General features: G+C 65.2%; 19 protein-coding genes and 1 pseudogene. 5 read left to right on the forward strand and 15 right to left on the reverse strand.

Annotation, left to right across the window (positions count from 1 at the left end):
* Positions 1-15 precede the first annotated feature (15 nt).
* From N911_RS0110085 to N911_RS19090, 15 genes and pseudogenes are all read right to left on the reverse strand, one after another.
* Entirely contained in the window at positions 16-1779 is a 1764-nt protein-coding gene (locus tag N911_RS0110085) for a Na(+)/H(+) antiporter subunit D (protein WP_029896768.1), read from the reverse strand.
* Complete coding sequence (locus N911_RS0110090) at positions 1769-2017, reverse strand: hypothetical protein (protein WP_029896769.1); 249 nt, start codon at positions 2015-2017, stop codon at positions 1769-1771. Before N911_RS0110090 ends, N911_RS0110085 begins: the two co-directional genes overlap by 11 nt.
* Positions 2018-2028: 11 nt before the next feature.
* Positions 2029-3495, reverse strand: a complete 1467-nt coding sequence (locus N911_RS0110095; protein WP_029896771.1) for a monovalent cation/H+ antiporter subunit D family protein — start codon at positions 3493-3495, stop codon at positions 2029-2031.
* Between the two features lie 11 nt (positions 3496-3506).
* Positions 3507-4964 (reverse strand): complex I subunit 5 family protein, encoded by a 1458-nt coding sequence (locus tag N911_RS0110100; protein ID WP_029896774.1) that lies wholly within the window; start codon positions 4962-4964, stop codon positions 3507-3509.
* A gap of 2 nt (positions 4965-4966) precedes the next feature.
* Positions 4967-5347: a cation:proton antiporter subunit C gene (locus N911_RS0110105; RefSeq protein ID WP_029896776.1), complete on the reverse strand. Its 381-nt coding sequence runs from the start codon at positions 5345-5347 to the stop codon at positions 4967-4969.
* The gene (gene mbhE, locus N911_RS0110110) at positions 5344-6177 is read right to left on the reverse strand and encodes a hydrogen gas-evolving membrane-bound hydrogenase subunit E (RefSeq protein WP_029896777.1); all 834 of its coding nucleotides are present in this window, start codon (positions 6175-6177) and stop codon (positions 5344-5346) included. Before mbhE ends, N911_RS0110105 begins: the two co-directional genes overlap by 4 nt.
* Positions 6174-6419, reverse strand: a complete 246-nt coding sequence (locus tag N911_RS0110115; protein WP_029896779.1) for a hydrogenase subunit MbhD domain-containing protein — start codon at positions 6417-6419, stop codon at positions 6174-6176. The genes mbhE and N911_RS0110115 overlap by 4 nt, the downstream gene beginning before the upstream one ends.
* A gap of 4 nt (positions 6420-6423) precedes the next feature.
* The gene (mnhG, locus tag N911_RS0110120; RefSeq protein ID WP_029896781.1) at positions 6424-6747 is read right to left on the reverse strand and encodes a monovalent cation/H(+) antiporter subunit G; all 324 of its coding nucleotides are present in this window, start codon (positions 6745-6747) and stop codon (positions 6424-6426) included.
* A gap of 1 nt (position 6748) precedes the next feature.
* Positions 6749-7042 carry an MrpF/PhaF family protein gene (locus tag N911_RS0110125; RefSeq protein ID WP_029896783.1) on the reverse strand — a complete coding sequence of 98 codons (294 nt, stop codon included), beginning with the start codon at positions 7040-7042 and terminating at the stop codon, positions 6749-6751.
* Positions 7042-7629: a Na+/H+ antiporter subunit E gene (locus N911_RS0110130; RefSeq protein WP_081859153.1), complete on the reverse strand. Its 588-nt coding sequence runs from the start codon at positions 7627-7629 to the stop codon at positions 7042-7044. Before N911_RS0110130 ends, N911_RS0110125 begins: the two co-directional genes overlap by 1 nt.
* A gap of 271 nt (positions 7630-7900) precedes the next feature.
* Entirely contained in the window at positions 7901-8365 is a 465-nt protein-coding gene (locus N911_RS0110135) for a hypothetical protein (RefSeq protein WP_029896787.1), read from the reverse strand.
* 12 nt (positions 8366-8377) lie between these two features.
* Positions 8378-9481, reverse strand: a complete 1104-nt coding sequence (locus N911_RS0110140) for a sulfite exporter TauE/SafE family protein (RefSeq protein WP_051694161.1) — start codon at positions 9479-9481, stop codon at positions 8378-8380.
* A gap of 100 nt (positions 9482-9581) precedes the next feature.
* The gene (locus N911_RS0110145; protein ID WP_029896791.1) at positions 9582-10199 is read right to left on the reverse strand and encodes a TetR/AcrR family transcriptional regulator; all 618 of its coding nucleotides are present in this window, start codon (positions 10197-10199) and stop codon (positions 9582-9584) included.
* Between the two features lie 295 nt (positions 10200-10494).
* A complete protein-coding gene (locus N911_RS18840; protein WP_237559933.1) occupies positions 10495-10662 on the reverse strand; it encodes a VOC family protein in 168 nt (55 codons plus the stop codon).
* Between the two features lie 142 nt (positions 10663-10804).
* Positions 10805-10930 (reverse strand): annotated as a pseudogene (locus N911_RS19090) (VOC family protein); the annotation flags it as partial.
* Positions 10931-11262: 332 nt separating this feature from the next.
* Here N911_RS19090 and N911_RS0110155 point away from each other — a divergent pair.
* The 5 genes from N911_RS0110155 to N911_RS0110175 all read left to right on the forward strand — a co-directional run bounded on the left by N911_RS0110155 (position 11263) and on the right by N911_RS0110175 (position 16888).
* Positions 11263-12891: an ABC transporter substrate-binding protein gene (locus tag N911_RS0110155; protein ID WP_029896793.1), complete on the forward strand. Its 1629-nt coding sequence runs from the start codon at positions 11263-11265 to the stop codon at positions 12889-12891.
* A gap of 98 nt (positions 12892-12989) precedes the next feature.
* Positions 12990-13967, forward strand: coding sequence for an ABC transporter permease (locus N911_RS0110160; RefSeq protein WP_029896795.1), 978 nt, complete (start codon positions 12990-12992; stop codon positions 13965-13967).
* A gap of 3 nt (positions 13968-13970) precedes the next feature.
* The gene (locus N911_RS0110165) at positions 13971-14900 is read left to right on the forward strand and encodes an ABC transporter permease (RefSeq protein WP_029896797.1); all 930 of its coding nucleotides are present in this window, start codon (positions 13971-13973) and stop codon (positions 14898-14900) included.
* Positions 14901-14903: 3 nt separating this feature from the next.
* Positions 14904-15875 (forward strand): ABC transporter ATP-binding protein, encoded by a 972-nt coding sequence (locus N911_RS0110170; protein ID WP_029896799.1) that lies wholly within the window; start codon positions 14904-14906, stop codon positions 15873-15875.
* Positions 15876-15877: 2 nt separating this feature from the next.
* Entirely contained in the window at positions 15878-16888 is a 1011-nt protein-coding gene (locus N911_RS0110175; protein WP_425266022.1) for an ABC transporter ATP-binding protein, read from the forward strand.
* The last annotated feature ends 74 nt before the right edge of the window (positions 16889-16962 follow it).

The raw sequence follows: 16962 nt of genomic DNA on the forward strand, positions 1-16962 counted from the left end.
ACTCCTCTGCTTGGCTTACAGCGCCAATGCAAGCAAAAGCGCGAGTCCAAGGAAGATTGCGATGAGGGTGGGGCCAACCCCGACGAACCCGGTCTGAACAGCCTTGTGCAACTGGTTCCTGGCGGATTCGGCCTCCCGGGGGGCCAGGAGGGCGTAGTAGGGGGTGGCGGCCGCCTGGACGATCCTCTGGGGCAGGTTGGTGCACGTCCGCGCCAGCCATCCTGTGACGGCCGACGTGGCCCGCGCGCAGACGGCGTTGATGCCGTTGAACGTCTTGTCGGCCAGGGCGTAGGCCAGCCTGCCGCCCTTGCGGTAGAACCAGTCCACCTCCAGGGCGATGGTGTCGGTGCGCTTGAGAAGCGGCAGGAAGAGGAAGAAGACCAGGGCCGAGAACAGCAGCAGCTGCATCTGCCCAACCACCTTGCCGGCCTTGTACACCGTGTACCCTGGTTCCAGGTCGTAGGGGAGGATGGCGTACAGGGGATCGGGGTGCACGCCCAGGTAGATGCAGAAGAAGGCCAAAAGCCCCATGGCCAGGACCATGTAGCGCGGCGCCTCGGGCGGCCGCAGGCCCCTGTCCACGTTGAAGAATACGAAGTAGGGGAACTTGATTCCCGCGTGCAGGAAGACGCCGGCCGAGGCGATCTCCAGCGCCAGCCAGGGCCAGGCCATGTGTTGGTTCACCGCCGCCTGCAGGATGAGGGTCTTGCTGGTGAAGCCGCTGGTGCCCGGGACGCCGGAGATGGCCAGCGCGCCGATGGTGCCCAGCACCATGGTCCAGGGCATGTACTTCCACAGCCCGCCCAGCTCGGTGCACTTGCTGCGGCTGGTCATGTACAGCACGGCGCCCGCGCTCATCCACAGCAGGCCCTTGTAGATGATGTGGGTGAAGGCGTGGGCCGCGGCGCCGTTGATGGCCAGGGCGGTGCCGATGCCCGCGCCTGTGACCATGAAGCCCACCTGGTTGGTGATGGAATACGCCAGGATGCGGCGCATGTCGTTTTCCAGCAGGGCGTAGATGATGCCGTAAATGACCATGAAGCAGCCGACGTAGATGAGCACTTCCCATCCGGCGAACACGGACAGCAGGACATAGACGGCCGTCTTGGTGGTGTAGGCGGAGAGGATCACGCCGCCGGTGATGGTGGACTCGGGATAGGCGTCGGACAGCCAGCTGGAGAAGGGGAAGGCGGAGGCGTTGATGAGCACGCCCACCAGGATCAGCCAGGAGGCCAGGGTCTGTGCCTGGAAGGGGGCGAAGTCGATGGAGCCTGTCTGGTAATAATGCACGGCGATGCCCGCCAGGAGCAAAAGCCCCCCGAAGAGGTGCACCAGGACGTAGCGCAACCCCGCGCCGTAGGAGGCGGAGGTCCCCCGGGCCAGGATGAGCACGGTGGAGCTGACGGCCATGATTTCCCAGAAGACGTACAGGGAGACCAGATCGCCCGCGAAGACCGCCCCCAGGGCCGAGCCGATGTAGAAGAGGGCGGCCACGTGCTGGCGGAGGTCACGCAGCTTGTAGGCGAACAGGAAGGCCGCGAAGGCGCTGATGGTGAAAACGTAGCCGAAGACCTTACTGAGCTTGTCCACTTCCAGCGGCGTCAGCTGCAGTCCCAGAAAGTTCAGGTGCAGCTCCGTGCCGGGGGCGAGGGTGTGCACGAACCCGAAGGCCAGGACGGCCACGGCGAGCATCACCGCGTTGCGGGCGCGTTCGGCCACCAGCGGCAGGATGAGGCCGCAGGCCAGCATGGGAAGCGCCGGCGCGAGGCTAGCGCTCATAGTAGTCCTCCCCCTTTTTGACGAACAGGCCAAGGCCCTTGGCCACGATGATCAGCACGGCGCAGGAGGCGAAGCCCAGAATGGCGTGGAAGCCGAAGATTTCCTCGAAGGGGAAATGCGCCTTGGGCGGGGCGAGCAGGGCCGCGAGCAGGCTGACGGCGCAAGCGCCGTACAGCAGCCACCACATGAGCTTGCGCGCGGCGGGACTGAACAGGTCCTGGTTCTTTTTCTTTTGCATCTGTTCTTATCCTAGAGTCCGGCCACCATTCTGGCCAAATCGACCAGCGGGGTGGGATGCAGGAAGACGGCGATGGACAGGGCCGCGGTGATGAGCGGCGGCACCAGACACCAGCTGGGAGCCTCTTGCACCGGCTTCCCGAAGTTGGCCTCGTTCTCGGGCACGAACCACGCCCTGTAGACGATGGGCAGGAAGTACATGGCGTTGAGCAGCGAGCTGAGCAGCAACACGCCAAGAAGCACCCAGTGCTCGCCCTGGAGGGTGCCCAGCAGCAGATGCCACTTGCTGAGGAAGCCGCCCGTGGGCGGGACGCCGATGATGGACAGGGAGCCTATGAAGAAGGCCAGCATGGTCCACGGCATGCGCCGCCCGATACCGCCCATGCGGCTGATGTACTTCTCCCCGGTGGCCACGTAGATGGCCCCCGCGCAGAAGAAGAGGGTGATTTTGCCGAAGGCGTGCATGGCGATGTGCAGCACCCCGCCGGTGACGCCCATGGGCGTGAGCATGCCCACACCCATGGCGATGTAGGCCAGTTGGCCGATGGTGGAGAAGGCCAGCCTGCGTTTCAGGCCGTCCTGGCTGAGGGCGATCAGCGAGGCCACGAGCATGGTCACGGCGGCCAGGGCGGTGATGATGCCCCCCAGGCCCAGCGTGGCCAGCAGGTCCACGCCGAAGACCTCTGTGACCACCCTGACGATGCAGAAGGCGCCCGCCTTGACCACGGCCACGGCGTGCAGTAGCGCGCTGACCGGGGTGGGAGCGACCATGGCCGCGGGCAGCCAGCCGTGCACCGGCATCAGCGCCGCCTTGGCGAAGCCGAAGAGGAACATCACCAGCAGCACGGCCCCCACGCCGGAGCTCACGTGGCCGGCCAGCATGGAGCCCTCGCCGAAGCCCAGGCTCCCGGAGAGGACGTGGGTGGCGATGACCGCGGGCAGGGCCAGGCCGATGGAGGTGCCGACGATGTAGGTCAGGTACTTGCGCCCGGACTTCTTGGCCTCTTCGTCCTGGCCGTGGGTGACCAGGGGGTAGGTGGAGAAGGAGAGCAGCTCGTAGAAGAGGTACATGGTCAGCAGGTTGGCCGAGAAGGCCACGCCGATGGCCGCGAAGATGGACAACGCGAAGAAGGTGTAGAAGCGTGTCTGCGACTTCTTGTTCAGGCTTCGCGTATAGCCGATGGCGTAGGCCGTGGTGACGATCCACAGCGAGGAGGCCACCAGGGCGAAGAGCATCCCGGCGGCGTCCACCCGCAGGGCCAGGGGGGCGCCTGGAATGACCGGGGCCAGGAGCACCGTGGGGGTGGCGCCGTCGAGCACCTGGGGGAGAAGGGAGAGCACCAGGCCGAACAGCAGGGCGGCCGCGGTGAAGCTCCAGGCCTCGCGGATGTTCGGCCCCCTGGCGGAGAGAATGCCGGGGACGGCCACCAGGGGGGCGAGCAGGGCCAGCAGTGGGAGTATGGATGTAGTGGTCTGCATGGCTGGCTGTCCTATGCCCCGAACGCCAGGGTTGGGGTGATGAGGTAGTCAACGATTTCGCCGGTGAGAAGCCCCAGCAGCGGCAGGGCTATGGCGGCCAGCCCCAGGGGGGCGAATCTGGTCCATTTGACGTCGTCGTAGCCGGATTCCGGCGGCTTCCGGAAAAAGGCCCGCTCAAAGACGCGGAAGAAGAGCACCACGTTGACCAGGCTGGACAGCAGCAGGGCCGCGGCGAACTGGAACTGGCCCGCCTCGAACGCGCCCGAAACCAGGTACCATTTGCTGTAGAACCCGCACAGCGGCGGCACGCCGATCATGGAGAGAGCGCCAAGGACGAAGGCGGCCATGGTCACGGGCATGCTGGAGAACAGCCCGTCCAGCTGCTCAGGCCCCTGTCCGCCGCGGCGGCGGACGATATTGCCAAGGGCCAGGAAGAGGGTGAGGGTCATGGCGGCGTCCGCCAGGACGTGGAGCATTGTCCCGGTCAGAGCCGTGTCGTTGCCCACGAAGCTCCCGCCGACCATGTAGCCCACCTCCGCCACCAGGATGTAGCAGAGCATGCGGCGCAGGTCGGTCTGGGCCAGGGCGAAGGCCGCGCCGGCAACGATGGCCGCCGTGGCGCCCCAGACCGCGAGCTGCGAGAGGGCGGGGATGGCCTCGGCTGTGTTCTCGGGAAAGACGGTCAGGATGAACCGCACCAGGACGTAGGCCATGACCTTGGTTGTCAGCGGCGCCAGCAGGCTGGCGGAGGGCAGGCTGGTGCGCCCGTATGCCCCGGGCAGCCAGCCGTGGAAGGGGAAGAGGGCCATCTTGATCCAGACGCCGAAGACCAGGATGACGAAGCCGGTGAAGAGGATCCCCGAAGTGGGGTTCTTGGCGACGATGTCGGCCACGTCCAGCATGTTGAGCGAGCCGGTGGCGATGTAGAGATAGGCCACGCCCAGCAGGTAGAGGGAGGCCCCCACCGAGCCGATGAGCAGGTAGTTGAGGCTGGCCCGGGCCGAGCGCGCGCCGCCGAAGGACAGCAGGGCGTAGCCGCTGAGGGCGGCCACCTCGATGAAGACGTAGAGGTTGAAGATGTCGCCGGTGGCCACGATGCCCATGTGGCCCGCGACGGCCAGCAGGTACAGCCCCAGCATGGCGGGGGCCTTTTCCTGGCCCTTGCGCAGGAAGTCGCCCCGGAAGGACCACAGGGTCAGCAGGGAGGCGAAGGCCACCAGGCAGAGCATCACCGCGGAGAAGCCGTCGATGGTGAGGTTGATTCCCAGTGGGGTGGGCCACCCGCCCAGCTGGTAGGTGAGCATGCCTTCTTCCATGACCCGGACGAGCACAGCCACGGACATCCCGGCGGACGCGACAAGGGAGAGGAGGGCCACGGTCATGCCCATCCTGTTTCTGCCCCACGTGCCGAGGACAATCAGGATCGAGCCCAGAAGGGGCAGGAGAATCGTAAGGATCGCCGCCTGCATGATCAGCTCCGCTCCTTATCGAGAATAGTGTCCTCTTCCAGGCTCTTGTACTGCTTGTAGATGACCTGAACCAGGCACAGGGCCACGCCCAGGGTGGCCACCGAGACCACGATGGCCGTGAGCATGAGCACGTGGGGAAGCGGGTTCACGTAGCTCTCCGGGGAGATCGTCTCGGCGTACTTGGCCACGATGGGGATGCTCGCCCCCTCCTTGGCGCCGATGGAGACGTACAGGAGCATGATCGAGGTTTGGAAAATGCCCATGCCGATGAGCTTTTTCATCAGGTTGCGCTTGGCGGCCATGGCGTACAGCCCGATCATCATGATCGCGATGTAGGCCACGTAGTTGAAATGGGAGACCAGCGGCTCGAGGAATGTGTTCACAGCCCCTCCATGACCGTGCCCTGGGACGAGAGCAGTTTGAAGATCAGCAACAGCGCGGTGGTCACGGTCAGCCCCACGCCGGTTTCCACCAGCAGGATGCCGAGGGAGTGGCCGGAGGCCAGCTGCATGTTCAGGAAGCCGGCCAGGCCGCCGTAGTCCAGGAAGTTAGCCCCCCAGGCCATGCAGACCAGGCCGACGCCGGCGAAGACGAGCACGCCCACCGCGGCTATGAGGTGCGTGAGCCGCTCGCTGACGTGGTCGACCAGGGTGCGGAGATCGTGGGAGACGGCCAGCAGGATGTAGGAGGCGGCGAAGATGACGCCGCCCTGGAATCCTCCGCCGGGGCTGTAGTGCCCGTGGGCCAGCACGTAGAGCCCGAAGAGCTGGATGGGCGGGATGAAGAGGCGTCCCACCGTCTCCACGACGATGTCCTGCGGGGACCAGCCCGAGTCCACGCGCTCGAAATCGGGGGTCCGGGTCTCGGGCTTGCACCTGTGGTTGACCTGCACCACCAGCCCGGTGGCCTTGTGGCGGTAGTGGTACTTGGCGATCCTGCATTCCTGCTGGGGCAGGCGGAGGATGAAGAAGCAGGCCAGGCCGGCGATGAAGACCACGAAGGTCTCCAGCATGGTGTCGAAGCCCCGGTAGTCTCCGAGGATGGCCGTGACGATGTTGGGCGTGTGCGTCTCGTGCAGGCCGTGTTCCAGGAACTCGGCCGAGACGTGCATGCTCGCCGGAGACTCGGGGTCGCCCCACTTGGGGAAGTCCAGCGTTGAGAAGGCGAGCAGCAGGCCGCAGAGAATGACAGAGGCAAGGGCTGCTTTCTTCAATCCTTTGTCCTCCGGGTTGTCCTGAAGATGGCCGCCAGCACCAGAACCGTGCTGATGCCGGCCCCGATGGCGGCCTCGGTGAAGGCGACGTCGACCGCGCCCATGGCCAGCCACTGGATGCACATCATGAAGCTGTAGATGCCGAAGAGAATCGCCGCTCCGAGGAGGTCGCGCACGTTGATGGCGGCCACGGCGCAGGCGATCATGACAATGAGGGTGGCGAGCTTGATCTCCCAGATCACGGGGCTACCTCCTCTCCTCGCCGCGCAGCCAGGGGGCCTGGCCGGACCGCATTCCAGCGTCCACCATGTCGTGGGTGGCCGTGGGGCTGGCGATGAAGACGAAGACGACGATGAGGAATATCTTCCCGGCCACCAGCAGCCCGGCGGCCTCCTCGGTCAGCAGCATGACCGCGATGAGTCCCAGGAGCAGGCACAGGGAGCCGAGCGTGTCCAGCTTGCCCGCCATGTGCAGGCGCGAGTACACGTCCGGAAGGCGCAGCAGGCCGATGGTCCCCCCGAAATAGAAGACGAGGCCGGCGAAGATCAGCGCGCAGGCAACGTAAAGCATGTCATTCCTTCCCTGTCGTTTCGTTCATCGGCCTGAGCCCGCGCTTGTGCAGGTAGCGGGAGGCGGCCAGCACGGCGATGAAGTTCAGCATGCCGTAGGTGAGGGCGATGTCCACGAACATCTCCACGCGTCCGAAGATGAGGCCGATCATGATGATCAGGACGGTTGTCTTGGAGCCGATGGCGTTCATGCCCATGAGGCGGTCGAGGGTGGTGGGCCCTTTGACCGCCCTGTAGAGGGAGAGCAGCATGAGCGTCACCAGGAACAGGCTGGAGCCGAGGATGATCTGTTCCATCAGGCTTCTCCGTAGACGCGGGCGATTCTGTTTTCCATCTCGCCGAAGCCGCCCTCGGCGGAGCGTTTGTCGATGGCGTGGACCGTGACGTAGCCGCGCTCGTCGATGGTCACGGTGATGGTTCCCGGTGTGAGGGTGATGGAGTTGGCCAGAGTGGCCAGGGCCAGCTTGGACGTGAGGCGCGTTTTGAATTCCACGATCTGCGGATCAACCAGGTCGTTCATCCGGGGGTGGAAGACCAGGCGCAGCATGGCGAAGTTCGCCCAGATGATTTGCCACAGGAGCCAGACGAGGTAGCCGAGCATGCGCAGCATGAAGCGGGGGTCGAGGACCCGCTCCACCCCGGGGGGGACGAAATCCCTGGTGAGCCAGACCACGAAGGCGCTGGCGGCGGCCCCCAGCGAGAGGTGGAAGGGGTCGAACATGCCGGAGAGGATCGCCCAGAGGGCGAAGAGCATCACAAAGCGCGCCACAAGGAGCGTCGCGCCGGGAAGCCTTCCGCCGCCCCGCTCCGCGGGGTGGGTGCGGGCCCGGTGGACCTTGAGCCCGGAAAGTTGGTCAAGACCTGCGTTTTCTTGCGTCTGCACGTCGTTACTCCACTGCGTGTTCGGGGAAGCCCGCGAAGCGGGCCGCGGTCAGGTGAGGCACCCCCGCCCGCCAGCCGCATAAACTAGTAAATCTAAGCATTGTGTTTCATTTTGTAAAGCCTCGAAACGTGGCACCCCCGCCGCGCCGAGGCCTCTTTCGGGTGCGTTGACCGCGTCCTTTCCAACTTGCCGGGCCCCGCTCGGCTCCCTGAAAAATCCGGCCCGGAGGGGGAAGCCCCCCCGGCCGTGTCGTCGCTTCCGGTTCGGCGGTCTAGTGGCCCATGCCGACGAGGCCGCTGGCCGAGAGCGCGATGAGGAAGACAACCCACAAGCCCAGCACGGCCCACAGGGGGTGCCTGTTCTTGGGATCGGTCATGTACGAGATGGAGGACAGGACCAGTGCCGGGGCCGCGCAGACGCCGCCCAGGAACAGGCCGAACTGGGTCAGTCCGTCGCCGAAGGCCAGATGGTCCATCCAGAAGTGGCCGCCGGGGAACTCGCTGCCGCGGACGCGCCACACTTCCAGGGCGTCCTTGCCCTCCCAGATGGCGCCGAAGAGGTGGCGCGGGTCGATGACGTTGGCGTCCGGGAAGGCCAGGGCCACCACGGGCCCGACCATGCAGACGAGGGCGGAGAGCACGCAGAGCCAGTAGACGGTGTCGCCGTATATGATCTGCGCCTTGGGCATGACCGGACGATCGGCCGGTGCGCACGTTTCCTTGAATTCCTTGGTCATGTCGCTCCTCCCTTACTTGGACTTGTAGCCGGGCAGAACACCGGTCAGGATGAGGACCACGGCCGTCACGATGACGCCCAGGACCGAGAAGGTCACGGAGTTGGGCGGCTGGTTGGCGATGACGTTCATCATGTTCAGGCCCTTGGTCAGCAGGCCGTAGGCGGAGAAGAACATGATGCCGATGAGCAGGATGCGGATGAACCCGGCCTTGACCCGCATGAGGATATAGGCGCCCACCAGCCCGCCAAGCACCTGGCCCACGAGCCAGGGAGCGGCGAAGAGAGGGATGATGGCGCCGGACAGCAGGTAGGGCCACAGGGCAACGCAGTCGCCCATGCCCAGCAGCACGCCGGAGCAGGCCGCGGCCACCTTCAGGGGCACGGCCATGATGATGTTCAGGGCGGGGACGATGGCCCAGCCCGCGCCCAGCCCGAAGAAGCCGGAGAGCAGGCCCACACCGGTCACCGCCACGCCCATCAGCGCGGCGCGGGTGACCTTGTATTCGCAGACCTTGCCTTCGGAGGCCTCGTAGTAGGGCTGGGTGAGGTCCAGTTTCTCGGTGAACTTGTCCACCTTGTGCACCTCGGGGTACTCGATCTTCTTGCCGCCCACCAGGAAGTAGATGGCCAGCATGAAGATGATGAAGCCCAGGGCCAGGCGCACGGCGCCCTCGCCCTCGGGGCCCATGTGCTCGGCCACCAGAATGGCCCCCTGGGCGCCGCCGAAGGCGCCGATGCCGTAGCAGGTGGCCGCCAGGATGCAGATTTTCAGGTTGGCCAGGCCGCGGCGCATGAAGGGGCCGGTGGAGATGAGGCCCGAGAACATGGCCACGATGAGGCCGGTGGCGCGCACGATGAGCGAGTCCACCGCGGTGAAGGCCAGCATGATTGGCGTGAACAGCACGCCGCCGCCGATGCCGCCCATGACGGCCAGCAGGGCGATGCCGAAGGAAAGGATGAAGGATCCCAGAAGAATCCAGAAAATGGTGGAGCCTTCCATGCCGCCACCCGGGGTTTCCATGCCGGTGGTCAGGATGCCCATCCCGATGAACGAGATGACGAGCACCCCCACCATGATGGTGATCTCCAGGTAGGGGCTCTTGGTCAATTTACTCATTTGCCATACCCTCCTCGTTGTTCCGTACGCCCGCTTTCAGGGCTCGTTGCGCAGCCGGCCGTGGGCGGAAGGCCGGATGCGAGTTTGAAAGAACGCCGCCTCACCCCGCTTGCCGTTCGAGGTGATGCCCGCCGTTTTCGCTGGTCAGCATGCGTCTGACCGAGGCGAAGAGCTCGGGGTAGAGGTCCTTGGGGTCGAACAGGTTGTTGGTGCGGTACTGCACCACGCCGTTGACCAGGGCGAACAGCAACCGGGCCGAACGCCCCGGCTCGACCCCGGGGGAAATGGAGCCGTCCTCCTGGCCCCGCGCCACGGCTTTCTCGAAGGACCCGAAGAGGCTGCTGTAGATGGCCTCCAGGTGCTTCCGGCAATCCGCGTTGGTGGCGGCCAGATCGTAGGGATAGTGGCGGTGGAGCAGGAGAAACAGGTTCTCCATGGAGTCCACCAGGTACAGATAGTGGGAGACCAGGCCCTGGACCATATCCAGGCCGGACTCGAAGCGGCTGGAGCTCTGGAAGGCGTCCAGCTCCCTGATGAGGGTGCGGCGGGCTTCGTCCAATATGGCCACGAAGATCTCCACCTTGGACTTGAAGTGGTAGAAGATGGTTCCCTCGGCCACCCGGGACAGGCGGGACAACTCCGACATGGAGGTCTCCCTGAACCCTTTTTCGGCGAACAGGCCGGTGGCCGCTTCCAGAATGGCGTCGCGCTTGGACACGTTTCCTCCTCTTCCACTCCGCTTCCCGAGTGAGCGCTCAGTCGCTACGGAGCACCATCTACGTGCCCGATGTCACAAAGTCAAGCGTAAATTCAGGAGCCCCCGGCAGATGGAACTTGCAACGCACTGGAATAGTGCGGGAAAACGACGAAAATTTTCCGAGTGAGCACTCGGTCGGAGAAGTGTGAAATAGGCCGGGCAGGCATCGGGGCGTGGACTCCCGGCGTGGTTGGGTGGGAGCCGGCCGAGGGAGCGGGAACGGTAGGGATCCCCGGGGGAGGGGCCCGGTGCGCCGTCAATCCGGCAGGGTAAGCCCGCCGGTCTCGTCGCAGGCCACGAAGGGGTTGTGGACCAGTTCCCAGAGGTGTCCGTCCGGGTCGCGGAAGTAGCCGGAATAGCCGCCCCAGAAGACGTCCTGGGGGTGCTTGGCCACTTCGGCCCCGGCCTGGCGGGCCTCGTCCATGGCCGTATCCACCGCCTCGCGGGAGGGAAAGTTGACAGCCAGGGTGACGCCGGAAAAAAGCCGCGGGCTCGCTCGGCGGGAGGTCCGCGTCCTCGGCCAGGCCCTCTCTGGGGTACAGGGCCAGGACCGCGCCGCCGTGCAATTGGAAAAAGACGATGGCCTCGTCCGAGGCCTTGCGCGAGCGGGTGAAGCCCAGCCGCTCGTAGAAACCGGCGGAGGCGTCCAGGTCGGATACGCCCAGGGTGACGACGCTGATTCGAGGCTGCATGGCGGCTCCTTTGCGAGGGGGCTTGAGGATGAGGAAAAGGCTTCCATTTTTTGCCCGGGCGGGGAGCCGCTGTCCACCCCGCTTGGCGACAAGCCGGGCTGGGCGCGCGGCGCGGAAGCGGCGGGCGTTCGTGAAAAACGGCCCAATCGTGTGTCGATCGTGTTTCGGAGTGCGTTTGATCCGCTAGTGAATCCGCATGGTTGCAGACGTACCCAGAGGCTCTTGCTATTCATGGATTATCGCGCGTATAAGGCCAGGGTTTTCAATCTTTGCCGGGCTTACGCGCGCCGGCCGGGTCCGGCGCGGCAACCTTATCAGGATGGAGGAGCGACATGAGGAAGCTATGGATCGTCTGGGCAGCCATGCTGGCCCTGCTGCTGCTGGCCGGCTGCGGCGAGGAGCAGAAGAAGGAAGAGGCCGCCGAGGCCACGGTGGAGGAAGTGGAAGTGGTCGAGGAGGCCGCTGACGAGCCCGTGACCCTGCGTCTGGCCATGGACGCCGACCCCGTGTCCCTTGACCCGCACGTGCAGCTTTCCGGCGGCATGCTGCAGTACTCCCACATCGTGTACGATCCCCTGGTCCGCTGGTCCCAGGACATGGAGATCACCCCCCGCCTGGCCGAAAGCTGGGAGCGCGTGGATGAGCTGACCATGCGCTTCCACCTGCGCGAGGGCGTGAAGTTCCATTCCGGCAACGAGTTCACCGCCGAGGACGTGGTCTGGACCATCGAGCGCCTCAAGCGCAGCCCGGACTTCAAGGGCCTGTTCGAGCCCTTCGCCGGGGCCGAGGTCGTGGACGCCCACACCGTGGACATCAAGACCAAGAAGCCCTACGGCCTGCTGCTGAACATGGCCACCTACATTTTCCCCATGGATTCCGAATTCTACACCGGCACCGACGAGAAGGGCGAGCCCAAGGACGCCATCAGCAAGACCGGCTGGTCCTTCGCCAACGTCAACGAGTCCGGCACCGGCCCCTTCTACGTGGAGTCCTTCGTGCCCGGTCAGAAGTGGGTGCTGAAGCGCTTCAATGACTACTGGGGCGCCGACAGGATCGGCAACCTTGAGCAGATCGTGCTGACCCCGATCAAGAACAACGCCACCCGTGTGGCCGCCCTGCTGTCCGGCGACGTGGACTTCATCATGCCTGTGCCCCCGCAGGACTACCAGCGCATCGAGGACACCTCCGGGGTGCAGCTCATCTCCATGCCTGGCGCGCGCATCATCACCCTGCAGCTCAACCAGGAGCGCCGCGAGGAGTTCGCCAATCCCAAGGTGCGCCAGGCCATCGTGCACGCCATCAACAACCCCGGCATCGTGCAGAAGATCATGAACGGCAAGGCCACTGTGGCCGGGCAGAACTCCCCCGAGGGCTATGACGGCCACGTGCCCGAGCTGACCCCCCGCTACGACCTGGACAAGGCCAAGGCGCTGATGGAAGAGGCGGGCTACGCCGACGGCTTCACCGTCTCCATGATCGCCCCCAACAACCGCTACGTGAACGACTACAAGATCGCCGAGGCCGCCGCCTCCATGCTGGCCAAGATCAACATCGACGTCGAGCTCAAGACCATGCCCAAGGCGCAGTACTGGAACGAGTTCGACGAGCAGGTGGCCGACATCCAGATGATCGGCTGGCACTCGGACACCGAGGACTCGGCCAACTTCTTCGAGTTCCTCTACATGTGCCCCAACAAGGAGACTGGCTACGGCCAGTACAACTCCGGCAACTACTGCAACCCCAAGGTGGACGAGCTGATCCTGGCCTCCCAGACCGAGACCGATCTGGAGAAGCGCGCCGGGATGCTCAAGGACGCCGAGCGCATCGTCTACAACGACGCCGCCTTCGTGCCCCTGCACTGGCAGATGCTGTCCTGGGCCGGCTCCGACCGCCTGCAGAACCCCGGCGAAATCGTCAACGTCATGAACTTCCCCTACTTCGCCGATCTGGTGATCGAGTAGGCTTGACAAGACGCTTCGCAATCTCGTAGCAATCGTCCGCTTGCCGGGCGGGCCACGGCCCGCCCGGCTTCATTTTCCCCGGGGGACGCTCAAGCGCCATGTTCGCCTTTCTCATCAAGCGCATCGCCCAGGCCGTGCTGGTCATGGTCATCATTTCCGTGCTCGGCTTCGCGGTGAAGCAGGCCGTGGGCGACCCCCTGCGCGGCATCACCGGCATCCAGGTCAAGGAGGCCGAACGCGAGGCCCTGCGGGAGGAGCTTGGCCTCAACGACCCCCTGCCGGTGCAGTGGTGGCGGTTCATGACCCAGGCCGCCCAGGGCAACCTCGGCCAGTCCTTCTACTACAAGAAGCCGGCCATGGAGGTCATTCTCTCCCGCGCCCCGGCCACCCTGGAACTGGTCTTCTGCTCCTCCATCATCGTCATTCTCTTCTCCATTCCCATCGGCATCTACGCCGGGGTCAAACCCAACGCCAAGCTGGCGCGGTTCTTCATGGGGGCGTCAATCGTGGGCGTGTCCATCCCGGTGTTCCTCACGGCCATCCTGCTCATCTACCTTTTTTCCGTTGAGCTTGGCTGGCTCCCCTCCTACGGCCGGGGCGAGACCCAGCAGCTGTTCGGCTTCTGGCAGTCCGGACTGACCACGCGCGACGGGCTTCTGCACCTCATCCTGCCCTCGGTGGCCCTGTCCTCCATCATGCTGCCGCTGTTCATCCGCCTCATCCGCGCGGAGATGAAGGAGGTCATGGAGACGGAGTTCATCAAGTTCGCCCGGGCCAAAGGGCTGAAAGCCTGGCGGGTGCTCATCGTGCACGGCTTCAAGAACACCCTCATGCCGGTCATCACCGTGGGCGGCGTGCAGCTGGGCATCATGATCGCCTTCACCATCCTCACGGAAACCGTATTCCAGTGGCAGGGCATGGGCTTCGTCTTCATCGAGTCCGTGGAGCGCGCCGACTCCTCCCTCATGGTGGCCTACATGGTCTTCGTGGGCTTCATCTTCGTGGTGGTCAACACGCTGGTGGACGTGATCTACGGCCTCATCAACCCCATGGTCCGCATCACGGGGAGGAAGTAGGGCATGGCCGACGAGACCCGCCTGCGCCGTTTCTTCGGCTCCCACTTCTTCTGGTCCTTCCGCCGGGACGTGACCGCCTGGGGCTCCGCGCTCATCCTCATCGTGCTCATCGTGAGCAGCTTCGGCGCGCCCATCCTCGCCCCGCACGACGTCTACGACCCAGCCTCCATCGACGTCCTCGACGCCGAGACACCGCCGATCTGGATGGAGGGAGGCAACCCCGAGTTCCTGCTGGGCACCGACTCCCAGGGGCGCGGGCTGCTCTCCACCATGCTCTACGGCATGCGCGTTTCGGTCCTCATCGGACTGGGCGCCGTGGCCCTGCAGGCCGCGCTGGGCATCCTTCTTGGGCTAATGGCCGGCTACATGGGGCGGCGCATCGATTCCATCCTCATGCGCCTGGCCGACGTGCAGCTCTCCTTCTCCACCTACATGGTGGCCATCTTCTTCGGAGCGGTCTTTCAGGCGGCCTTCGGCATGGGCGCCTACGAGGACCTGGCCGTGCCCCTGCTCATCCTCATCATCGGCTTCGCGGAGTGGCCGCAGTACGCCCGCACCGTGCGCGCCTCGGTGCTCTCCGAGCGCAAGAAGGAGTATGTTGAGGCGGCGCGGGTCATTGGCTTCAAGCGTTCGCGCATCATGTGGCGGCACATCCTGCCCAACTCCCTGACCCCGGTGCTGGTCATCTCCACCATCCAGGTGGCCAACGCCATCATGAGCGAGGCGGCCCTGTCCTTCCTGGGGCTGGGCATGCCCGTCACCCGCCCCTCGCTGGGCTCGCTCATCAAGTCGGGCTTCGACTACATCTTCTCCGGCTCCTGGTGGATCACCCTCTTCCCGGGCATCGCCCTGGTCGTCCTCATCCTGACCATCAACCTTTTGGGCGACTGGCTGCGCGATTACCTCAACCCCAAGCTTTACAAGGGGTCCTAGGTCATGGCCGCCGAGCATTCCCTCCTCGACGTCCGGGACCTGCGGGTCACGTTCTCCATGCGGCAGACCGAACTGACCGCGGTGGAGAAGACCACCTTCACCCTGGAGCCGGGCCAGCGCCTGGGCCTGGTCGGCGAATCCGGCGCGGGCAAGTCCATCACCGGCTTCGGCATCATCAATCTCATCCCCAAGCCGGGCCGCATCTCCGGCGGGTCCATCCGTTTCCAAGGCACCGAGCTGACCACACTGCCCGAGGAGAAGATGCGCCAGATCCGGGGCAACCGGATCTCCATGATCTTCCAGGACCCCATGATGACCCTCAACCCGGTGCTGACCATCGGCACCCAGATGGTCGAAACGCTCCTGGCGCACAAGAACATCACCCGCAAGGAAGCCGAGCGCATCTCCCGGAAGAAGCTGGGGCAGGTGGCCATCCCCTCGCCGGAAAAGCGCCTCAAGCAGTACCCGCATGAGTTTTCCGGCGGTATGCGGCAGCGCATCGTCATCGCCATCGCCCTGCTGACCAACCCCTCACTCATCGTGGCGGACGAGCCCACCACCGCCCTGGACGTGACCATCCAGGCGGACATCATGGAACTGCTGCTGCACCTGTGCGAGAACGAGCACATGGGGCTCATCCTCATCACCCACGACTTGGCCGTGGTCTCCCAGGTCACCCAGAAGATCGCCGTCATGTACGCCGGGCGCATCGTGGAGCTGGGCGACGCCAACCAGGTGGTGGAGAACCCGCAGCACCCCTACACCAAGGGGCTGCTGGCCGCCCTGCCGCAGGGCGTGGAGCGCGGCCGCAAGCTCAACCAGATTCCCGGCGTCATGCCCGGCCTGAGCAGCATGCCCCCGGGCTGCCCCTTCCATAACCGGTGCTCCCGCTGCGAGGAGATCTGCCGCTCCCGCTCGCCCATTCTGGAAGACAAGGAAACCGGCTGCCTGGCCGCCTGCCACCTGCTGGAGTAATCGTGTCCGAGGTCCTCGTCAGCCTGCAAAACGTGGTCAAGCACTTCGACATCTCCGGCTCCCTGCTGGATCGTCTGAAGTGGAGAAACGGCCGCCTGCAATCCGTCCACACCATCGTCAAGGCGGTCAACGACGTCTCCCTGGACGTGCGCAAGGGCGAGACCCTCTCCGTGGTGGGCGAATCCGGCTGCGGCAAGTCCACCCTGGCCCGCACCGTCATGCGGTTGCACGAGCCCACCTCCGGCGAAATCCGCTTCAACGGCTCCCGCATCGACAATCTTTCCCGCAACAGGCTGCTGCCCTTCCGCAAGCGCATGCAGATGGTCTTCCAGGACCCCTACGCCTCGCTCAACCCGCGCATGTCCCTGCGCCAGTCCCTGGAAGAACCCGTGCGCTTCCACCACCCGGGCATCAAGACCAGGGAGTTGCGCGAACGCACCGCCGAGGTCATGCGCCAGGTGGGCGTGGACCCGGACTGGGCCGACCGCTACCCGCACGAGTTCTCCGGCGGACAGCGCCAGCGCATCTCCATCGCCCGCGCCCTGTGCGTGGACCCCGAGTTCATCGTGGCCGACGAGCCCATCGCCGCCCTCGACGTCTCCATCCAGGCCCAGATCCTCAACCTGATGATGGACCTGCAGGAACAGCGCGGCCTGACCTACTTCTTCATCTCCCACGACCTCTCCGTGGTGGAGCACATCTCCACCCGCGTGGCCGTCATGTACCTGGGGTCGCTGTGCGAACTGGCCCCTACCGACCTGCTCTTCGACAGCCCGCGCCACCCGTATACCAAGGCCCTGCTCTCGGCCATCCCGCGCCTGGGCCACAAGGGCTTCGAGCACATCCGCCTCAAGGGCGACGTGCCCACACCCATCCACCTGCCCTCCGGCTGCGTCTTCCACGGACGCTGCCCCAAAGCCTTCGACCGCTGCCCACGCGAAATCCCCAAACCCCTCCACCTGGCCAACGGCACCGTCGTCGCCTGCCACGCCGTGGAAGAAGGGCGGGACTAGCAAACGACGCGTGAAACCTCCTTGAGCGGGCCCGCCCCTCAAGAGTTTACATAAAGAAGACGGGCGCCGCGCGA

The organism is Desulfohalovibrio reitneri (assembly GCF_000711295.1).
In the GTDB taxonomy this organism is placed as follows: domain Bacteria; phylum Desulfobacterota; class Desulfovibrionia; order Desulfovibrionales; family Desulfovibrionaceae; genus Desulfohalovibrio; species Desulfohalovibrio reitneri.